Origin of the sequence: uncultured Sphingomonas sp. (assembly GCF_946477935.1) — a bacterium.
Lineage (GTDB): Bacteria > Pseudomonadota > Alphaproteobacteria > Sphingomonadales > Sphingomonadaceae > Sphingomonas.
This window is the reverse complement of record NZ_CAMLAC010000178.1, coordinates 1-7401: the sequence shown is the minus strand read 5'-3', so window position 1 is coordinate 7401 and position 7401 is coordinate 1. Positions and strand designations below refer to the sequence as shown.

At 68.4% G+C, this 7401-nt stretch carries 12 protein-coding genes; 4 read left to right on the top strand and 8 right to left on the bottom strand.

Annotated features, from left to right (window positions below; translation table 11 throughout):
• From Q0U08_RS15410 to gmk, 3 genes are all read left to right on the top strand, one after another.
• Positions 1-688 (top strand): ATP-binding protein (locus Q0U08_RS15410; protein WP_298092395.1); only part of this gene is annotated, 688 nt, incomplete at its 5' end.
• Positions 685-1269, top strand: coding sequence for a response regulator (locus tag Q0U08_RS15405; RefSeq protein WP_298092394.1), 585 nt, complete (start codon positions 685-687; stop codon positions 1267-1269). The genes Q0U08_RS15410 and Q0U08_RS15405, both read left to right, overlap by 4 nt.
• 99 nt (positions 1270-1368) lie before the next feature.
• Positions 1369-2016 (top strand): guanylate kinase, encoded by a 648-nt coding sequence (gene gmk, locus Q0U08_RS15400; protein WP_298092392.1) that lies wholly within the window; start codon positions 1369-1371, stop codon positions 2014-2016.
• A 3-nt stretch (positions 2017-2019) separates the two neighbouring features.
• Here the strand turns inward: gmk and Q0U08_RS15395 are convergent, their stop codons facing one another.
• From Q0U08_RS15395 to Q0U08_RS15370, 6 genes are read right to left on the bottom strand one after another with little or no spacing between them, the layout of a single operon-like run.
• Entirely contained in the window at positions 2020-2706 is a 687-nt protein-coding gene (locus tag Q0U08_RS15395; protein ID WP_298092391.1) for an ATP12 family chaperone protein, read from the bottom strand.
• On the bottom strand, positions 2703-2921 hold the full coding sequence (locus Q0U08_RS15390; protein WP_298092390.1) for a hypothetical protein: 219 nt from the start codon (positions 2919-2921) through the stop codon (positions 2703-2705). The genes Q0U08_RS15395 and Q0U08_RS15390 overlap by 4 nt, the downstream gene beginning before the upstream one ends.
• Positions 2918-3586, bottom strand: a complete 669-nt coding sequence (locus Q0U08_RS15385; protein ID WP_298092389.1) for an HAD-IA family hydrolase — start codon at positions 3584-3586, stop codon at positions 2918-2920. The genes Q0U08_RS15390 and Q0U08_RS15385 overlap by 4 nt, the downstream gene beginning before the upstream one ends.
• 17 nt (positions 3587-3603) lie before the next feature.
• Entirely contained in the window at positions 3604-4698 is a 1095-nt protein-coding gene (locus Q0U08_RS15380; protein WP_298092388.1) for an RluA family pseudouridine synthase, read from the bottom strand.
• A complete protein-coding gene (crcB, locus tag Q0U08_RS15375; RefSeq protein WP_298092387.1) occupies positions 4695-5069 on the bottom strand; it encodes a fluoride efflux transporter CrcB in 375 nt (124 codons plus the stop codon). The genes Q0U08_RS15380 and crcB overlap by 4 nt, the downstream gene beginning before the upstream one ends.
• Positions 5070-5124: 55 nt before the next feature.
• Positions 5125-5859: a hypothetical protein gene (locus Q0U08_RS15370; protein WP_298092385.1), complete on the bottom strand. Its 735-nt coding sequence runs from the start codon at positions 5857-5859 to the stop codon at positions 5125-5127.
• 89 nt (positions 5860-5948) lie between these two features.
• On the opposite strand from Q0U08_RS15370, the gene Q0U08_RS15365 reads away from it, so the two are divergent.
• Positions 5949-6170 carry a hypothetical protein gene (locus Q0U08_RS15365; protein WP_298092383.1) on the top strand — a complete coding sequence of 74 codons (222 nt, stop codon included), beginning with the start codon at positions 5949-5951 and terminating at the stop codon, positions 6168-6170.
• A 37-nt stretch (positions 6171-6207) separates the two neighbouring features.
• Here the strand turns inward: Q0U08_RS15365 and Q0U08_RS15360 are convergent, their stop codons facing one another.
• Both Q0U08_RS15360 and Q0U08_RS15355 read right to left on the bottom strand, forming a co-directional pair.
• Positions 6208-6774: a glycine zipper 2TM domain-containing protein gene (locus tag Q0U08_RS15360; RefSeq protein WP_298092381.1), complete on the bottom strand. Its 567-nt coding sequence runs from the start codon at positions 6772-6774 to the stop codon at positions 6208-6210.
• A gap of 82 nt (positions 6775-6856) precedes the next feature.
• A complete protein-coding gene (locus tag Q0U08_RS15355) occupies positions 6857-7288 on the bottom strand; it encodes an OsmC family protein (protein ID WP_298092379.1) in 432 nt (143 codons plus the stop codon).
• Positions 7289-7401: the final 113 nt, after the last annotated feature.

Sequence of the window (7401 nt, the reverse complement as noted above, 5' to 3'; positions counted from 1 at the left end):
GACCTCATGGATCACCGCGACGGACATGGCCCGCCGCGACCGGCTGTTGTTCCAGGCCGAACGCCTGAAGACGCTGCGGGCCATGTCCGTCGCGGTGATCCATGAGGTCAGCCAGCCGCTGTCCACGCTGGCGATCGAGGCGCGTCACCTGAACGCGATCGCCCGCACCGCAGGGCCGGAAATCGCCGCCAGCGCCGAACTGATCGATCGCAAGGCCGATACGCTGTCCGCGCTCGTCCGCCGCCTGCGCCGTTTCGGCGGGCGGGTCGTGGACGAACCGACGCCGCTGCCGCTCACCGCGTTGATCGACAGCGTGCTGGCACTTGCCGCGCCCGAGGCCAGGGCGGCGCGCGTCCGCCTGGCCGTGGTACCCGTCGATCCCGACCTTGCCGTGCTGGGGCAGGAAGTGGAACTGGCGCAGGCGGTGGTGAACCTGTTGCGCAATGCCATTCAGGCCTGCGAAGATGCCGTGGTCGAACTGAGCGTCCATGCCGCCGGAGATCGCGCGCATGTGACAATCAGCAACCGCTGTTCACCAACGCGCGGGGCGCAGCCCGGCATGGGGGTCGGCACGCTGGTCGCACGCGCGATCGTTGCGGCCCATGGCGGCACGCTGGACCGCGAAATCGACCCGGGCGGCACCGTCCGCGCCGTCCTGACCCTGCCGCTGATCGGAGATCCCGCATGACCCCTTCGCCGCCCGGTACCGTTTATGTCGTGGACGACGACCATGACCTGGGCGCCAGCGTCGCCCGGCTGCTCGGTCGCCACGGTTTCGATGCGGAGCCCTTTCTGGATCCGGCGCTGCTGCTGGAGGTCTATCCGCAGGCCCCCGCGCACTGCATCGTCACCGATGTGATGATGGGCGATCTGGACGGCTTCGGCTTTGCCGACAGGGTCCGCGCGATCGATCCCTGCACGGCGATCATCTTCATGACCGCATGGCCGACCACCGCCAACGCGGTCGACTCGGTTCGCCGGCATGGCGGCCTGGATTATCTGGAAAAGCCGCTGGACGAGGCGCGGCTGCTTGCCGCCGTCGCCGAAGGGGTGGCCTGGTCGAAAGGACGGCGCGACCAGCATGGCCGCACCATCACCCTGTCCCCGCGCGAACGGCAGGTGTTCGATCTGCTGGTCCAGGGGCACAGCAACAAGGCGGTGGCCGGGCTGCTCGGCCTCAGCCCCAAGACCGTGGAGGATCACCGCGCCGCCGTGCTCGCCAAGACCGGTGCCAACGGTCTGGCACAACTGATCGCGCTTGTAGCCTGAAGAACACGGGGTGGCCTGAAGGACACGGGAGGCAGCGCATTTACCCCATCGGTTCTTCCAGAGCTTGACGTAGCGGCAGCCCCCGCGCCAAAGGCGGCCATGCCCAGCACGCCCAACGATCCGCACGGCTTCAAGCGCCGCGGCGTCCTGTTCGTCCTGTCCTCGCCATCGGGCGCGGGCAAATCCACCATTGCGCGCATGCTGCTTGCCGCCGATCCGGAACTGGCGATGTCGGTGTCCGCGACGACGCGGCCGATGCGGCCGGGCGAGGTGGACGGCAAGGACTATCACTTCGTCGATCTCGAAGAATTCCGTCGCATGGCGGCAGAGGACGCGTTCCTGGAATGGGCGCACGTCTTCAACAATCGCTACGGCACCCCGCGTGCGCAGGTGGAGGAGATGCTGGCGGCCGGCAAGGACGTGCTGTTCGACATCGACTGGCAGGGCGCGCAGCAGCTTTTCCAGATCGCCGGCGGCGACGTGGTGCGCGTGTTCATCTTCCCGCCCTCGATGGAGGAACTTCGCCAGCGGCTCGAGCGGCGCGCCACCGATGTGCAGGAGGTGATCGATGCCCGCATGGCGCGTGCCGCCAACGAGGTCAGCCACTGGGACGGCTATGACTATGTGCTGGTCAACGACGATGTGGAACGCTGCTTCGAGGGCGTGCGCACCATTCTCGCCGCCGAGCGCCTGAAGCGGTCGCGCCAGACCGGCCTGATCGGCTTCATCCGCAAGCTGACGCGGTAGGCGTCAGCCCCGCACCGCGTGCAGGAAGCGTAGCGCCGCGTCGAACTCGGCACGCCTGGCGGTGCGGCGTTCGGCGGCCAGCACGTCCTCGCCCCACAGCTCGGCCTGCCAGTCCTCGTCGACATGCGCAGCCGTCCATATCGTATCGGCATCGAACGCGTTTTCGACCAGCGCCAGGGCCAGCAGCAGCGATCCGGTCAGCGTGACCAGCGGCGACAATGCGGCCATGGCGAACGGATCGAGCGCGGCGACCGCATCGCTGAGGCGCGCCAGCGTCGCGGGCGGCTGCGGCCGGTGGATGATCCCCGTGGTCGTCTCCACCGTGATATCGTAGCGCGCGCGTGCCCAGGCGATCACCGGATCCCACGCCGCCGCCTGACGCGCGGCCAGTTCCGCCGGCTCATCGGCGCGGTAGCAGAGCAGATCGCTTTCGCCGTATCGCGCCAGTCCCTCGGCGAAGCGCGCCGCATCGGGTGCGATGCGGTCGATCGCGGCATTGGCCAACCCGGTCAGCGGCATCGCGCGCGGATCCACCCTGTCGGCGACCGCCGCCCATTCCGCTGCAACCGCCCCTGCCGCAGCCGGGGTCGGCAGCGCCAGCGGGGTGCGGCCGGGGGTGCGCACCGGCCGGTCGTCCAGCCGGATAACCCGGTCCCCGTCCACCGACACATGCGTCCAGAACCGCTTCATTCGCCACCACTCCGCCAACGCTGCGCCAGGCTGGCCGGCACGATGGCCACTACCAGCAAGGCGGACATCACGATCGCCACGCCCAGAATGCGCGGGCCCAGCGTCGGCGCGCGTGACACGAGGACAAGGCCGAACACCGCCCCGGCGATACCCATCATGCGCACGCCCACGATCACCATCCAGCGCCGCCGCGCCCGTGCATCGACGGCGCTCATGCCGCCACCAGCAGCGAAGGCAGGTCCGCCACCCGCTCCGCCACGACATCCGCCCCGGCGCCCATCATCTCGCGAACGTCATGATAGCCCCAGGCAACGCCCACGGCGCGCACGCCGGCTGCCTTCGCCATCGCCATGTCGAAACTGGTGTCGCCGATCATCACCGTGTCCTGCGGAGTCGTGCCCGCCTCTGCCATCGCGGCGAGCAGCATCGACGGATCGGGCTTGGAGGGATGCCGGTCCGCGGTCTGCAACGTCACGAAATGCCGGGCGAGGCCGTGATGGTCCAGCACATGCGCCAGCCCGCGATCGGACTTGCCGGTGGCGACGCCCAGCAGCCAGCCTTGCGCGTCCAGCCGCGCCACCAGCGCGCCGATCCCCTCGAACAGCGGCTCTTCCTCCAGCGTGCCGCCATGCCGCATGGCGAAGAACGCATCCTTGTAATCGGCGGCCAGCCGGCGATGCATGGCATCGTCCCGCTCGGGTGCCAGCACGCGCATCGCCTCCACCAGACTCAGCCCGACGATGCGGCGCACCGCCTCGCGCGCGGGCGCTTCCAGGCCGAGGCCGCGAAATGCCTGTTCGGCGGCACGGCAGATATTGGCCTGGCTATCGACCAGCGTGCCGTCGCAGTCGAAAACGGCGAGACGGAGGGGCGGAGACATGCCGGCGCGCGTGCCGATCAATCGCGGCTGCCGCGCCCGCGCCGTTCGCCGCGGCGTTCCTTGCGCACCGTCTTGGCATGGGCCTTGGCGCGGGCCTTCACCTGCTCGCGGGTCGGCGGACCCTTGCCCTCGTCCAGCGGCAGGGCATCGCCGCGTGCTTCCTCAAAGCCCAGGCTTGCCAGGCTTTCGGCGAAATGGGTCGGCAGGCTGGCGGTTTCATCGATGCGGCCGGCATCGGGATGGTCGACGCGGATGCGCCGCGCGTGAAGGTGCATCTTGCGGCTGATCCCGCCGGTCAGAAATGCCGCTGCGCCGCCATATTTGCCATCGCCCACGATTGGGTGGCCGATTGCCGCCATGTGGACACGCAACTGATGCGTGCGGCCGGTGAAGGGCTGCAACTCGACCCAGGCGCAGCGATTGCCGGCGCGTTCGATCACGCGGTAACGGGTGCGGGCTGGCTGGCCGTTCTCCTCGTCCACATGCATCTTCTCGCCGCCGCTGCCCGGCTGCTTGGCGATCGGCAACTCGATCATGCCATCCTCGATCGAGGGGACGTCCACGATCAGCGCCCAATAGACCTTGCGTGCGGTGCGGCCCGAAAACGCCTTGGCAAAGAAGGCCGCGGCGCGGGACGAGCGCGCGACGAGCAGCGCGCCGCTGGTGTCCTTGTCGAGCCGGTGGACGAGCTTGGGGCGGCCTTCCGCCTCGAACTGCAGGGCATCGAGCAGGCCGTCGACATGCTCATGCGTCTTGGTGCCGCCCTGCGTCGCGAGGCCGGGCGGCTTGTTCAGCACCAGCGCCTGCGCATCCTTGTAGATCACCATGTCGCGCGCGAAGGCGATCGCATCCTCGCTGAGCGGCGGGCGTTCGCGGCGCGGGCGTGCTTCCTCGTCGCGCGGTGCCTCGGGCGGGGGAACGCGCAGCAACTGGCCGGCGGCGATACGGTCGCCCGGCGTCGCACGGCCGCCATCGACGCGCAACTGGCCGGTGCGCGCCCATTTCGCGACAGTGGTGAAGCTGGTGTCGGGCAGATGCCGCTTGAACCAGCGGTCCAGCCGGATACCGTCATCGTCATAGCCGACGGTGAATTCGCGAACCTTGTCCGTCATGCCAGCCCCCGTGCCAACGACAGCCCGGCGACCAGCGCCACGAGCGAACCAGCGACCGAAGCCGCGACATAGCCGATCGCCGCCAGCGACCGGCCCGCTTCCACCAGCATGATCGTATCCAGCGAGAAGGAGGAAAAGGTGGTGAATCCGCCCAGCACGCCGACGCCGACGAACAGGCGCCAGCCCTCCGCACCGCCGGAGCGCGCGAGAAGGCCGGCCAGCAGACCCATGGCGAGACCGCCGACCAGATTGACCGTCAAGGTGCCGGCGGGGAAGCCGGGGCCGGCCAGCGCGAGCATCGTGCGCCCGGTCAGATGCCGGGCTCCCGATCCGAGCGCGCCACCGAACATGACGAGAAGAAGCGATTGCATCGCGGCGCCCTAGCGCAAGCGGCCCCGCTTCGCAAAAGGCAACGCGTGGGGTGGATCAAATGCCTGCGTTGGTGATGAAATCCACGTCGCTACCCCCGCCCGGCCGGGGCGATACATAGACGATATAGGCAGCGGGGCCACGCGTGCCGCCGATGACGTGGCGAGATGCTTCCGCCTTGTGTTCGGCGGAGTACCCCCCCTGCCGGGCGCGGGTGTAATACCAGTCGACCACCCGCTCCGGCGTGCCGCCCGCCCGGAAGCTGACGACGCGCAGCGCGCATCCGTTGCCGTCGGCGCCTGCTGCCTCGCTGACCTGCGCGCCGGGATAAAGAGGCAGCGTTGCAGGCAGGCGGTTGGCGTAGGTGGCCGAATAACGGACTTGGCGTGCGCAGGCGGCGGTGGCGGGCCGGGTGCCGGCAAGTGCGCCTGCGGTCAGCGCGCCGTCTTTGGCGCGGCATTCCGGACAGGTGCCGGATGGCGCCGGGGCTTTGGACAGCGTGGCGGGATCGACGGGGTCGGCAGGACGCGTTTCGGCGGGGACTGCATTGGGGTCTGGGCGGCTGGGCGGACGGATCGCGTTGCCGTTCGACGACTGGGCCAGCGCGGGATCGACCATGATCTGGTCGCGCAGCGCCGCGGTGAGGGCGGGATCGCGCGCGGGATCGTCGGCATTGGCCTGGGTCAGTTCGCGGTCCAACTGGTCGAGGTCGTTCTGCGTGGCTGGCGCATTGCGATTGCAGGCGGAGAGCGCGAGCGCGGCCAGCGAGGCCAGAAGGAGCGGGCGGATCATGCGGCTAGTGTAGCATCAACCCGTCGCGGGCGGGTTAACGGACAGGGCGGCGCTTGTACCATGGTGGGGCAGGGGCCATAGATAGGACCATGTTGAACATCGTCTCGATCCTGATCGGCCTCGTCGCACTGGTGCTGGGCATCGTGCCGTTCCTGCCCTTTCTGGCCTGGGGATACTGGTTCGTCATCCCGATCGCCATCGTCGGTGCCGGCATCGGCGCGCTGTCGTCGCGCAATTCCGGACGTAATCTCAACCTGGTGCTGATCGTGATCTTTGCGCTGCGCCTGATGCTGGGCGGCGGCATCATCTGATGGAACGGGGGCCGGCGGAGGCCGACCCCCTGATTCCTCAGCGGCAGGAAACCTGACCGCGATCGATCTCGCGCCCGAGCAGCGCGCCGCCGCCTGCACCGATCAGCGTGCCCAGCAGGCTGGACCGGCCATTGCCGATCAGGTTGCCCAGCACACCGCCGCCGAGCGCGCCCACGATCAGGCCCGTCGTGCCGTCGTTGCGGCGGCAGTAATAGCGGCCGTTATAGCCGCGATAGATGCGGTCGTTCCGGCCGAGCCGACGCGTCTGATAGTAGCGCCCGTCCCGATAATAACGCTCGGCATAATAGCCGCGCTGGCCGGGCTCGAAGCGGTTATAGTCATAGTTGCGCCAGCGATTGATGTTGCGCATGTCGCGGCGGTGATCCTGGCGGGCGTCGCGGACGTCGCGACGATATTCGCGCCGTGCTTCGCGCACATCGCGGCGGCTGTCGGCATTGCGCATGTCGCGGCGATAGTCGCGCTGTGCCTCGCGCACTTCCTGGCGATATTCGCGATCCGCCTGCCAGCGGGTGTTCTGTGCAGCGGCAGGCACGGCGCCGAGCGTGGTGACGGCCAGCGCGGTGAAAAGGATGGTGGTACGCATGGTTACGCTCCCTTTGGGATAGGTGGGATGAAGAACCCATCCTACCTATCCCGGGTTGCGTGAACCAGAAACTACGTCGCGTTCAGGCCTCGGTCAGCGTGATGTCGAGCGTGATCTCGGCATTCAGGACCTTGGACACCGGGCAGTTCTTCTTGGCGCCTTCGGCGATCCTCTTGAACGCGTCTTCCTCGACGCCTTCAACCCGTGCGGTCAGCGCAAGCGCGGACTTGCTGATGGTGAACCCATCGCCGTCCTTGACCAGCGTGACCTTTGCCGTCGTCTCCAGCGTGCCGACCGAATGGCCTTCGCCGGCCAGGGCGAAGCTGAGCGCCATGGTGAAACAACTGGCGTGCGCGGCGGCGATCAGTTCCTCCGGGTTGGTGCCGGGTTCATCCTCGAACCGGGTGTTGAAGCCGTAAGGGCTGTTGGTCAGCAGGCCGGAGCCGAGCGAAACCTGTCCCTTGCCGTCCTTGCCAAGTCCTTCGTAGCGGGCCGAAGCCGAGCGGGTCGTCATCTATCCATTCTCCTGAAATGAAACGGGCGCCGCGATCCAACGATCGCGGCGCCCGCCGGTTCAGGGTGCGTGCGCTTTTAGCGGCAGCGACGCTCGCTGGAGCCGCGATCGAT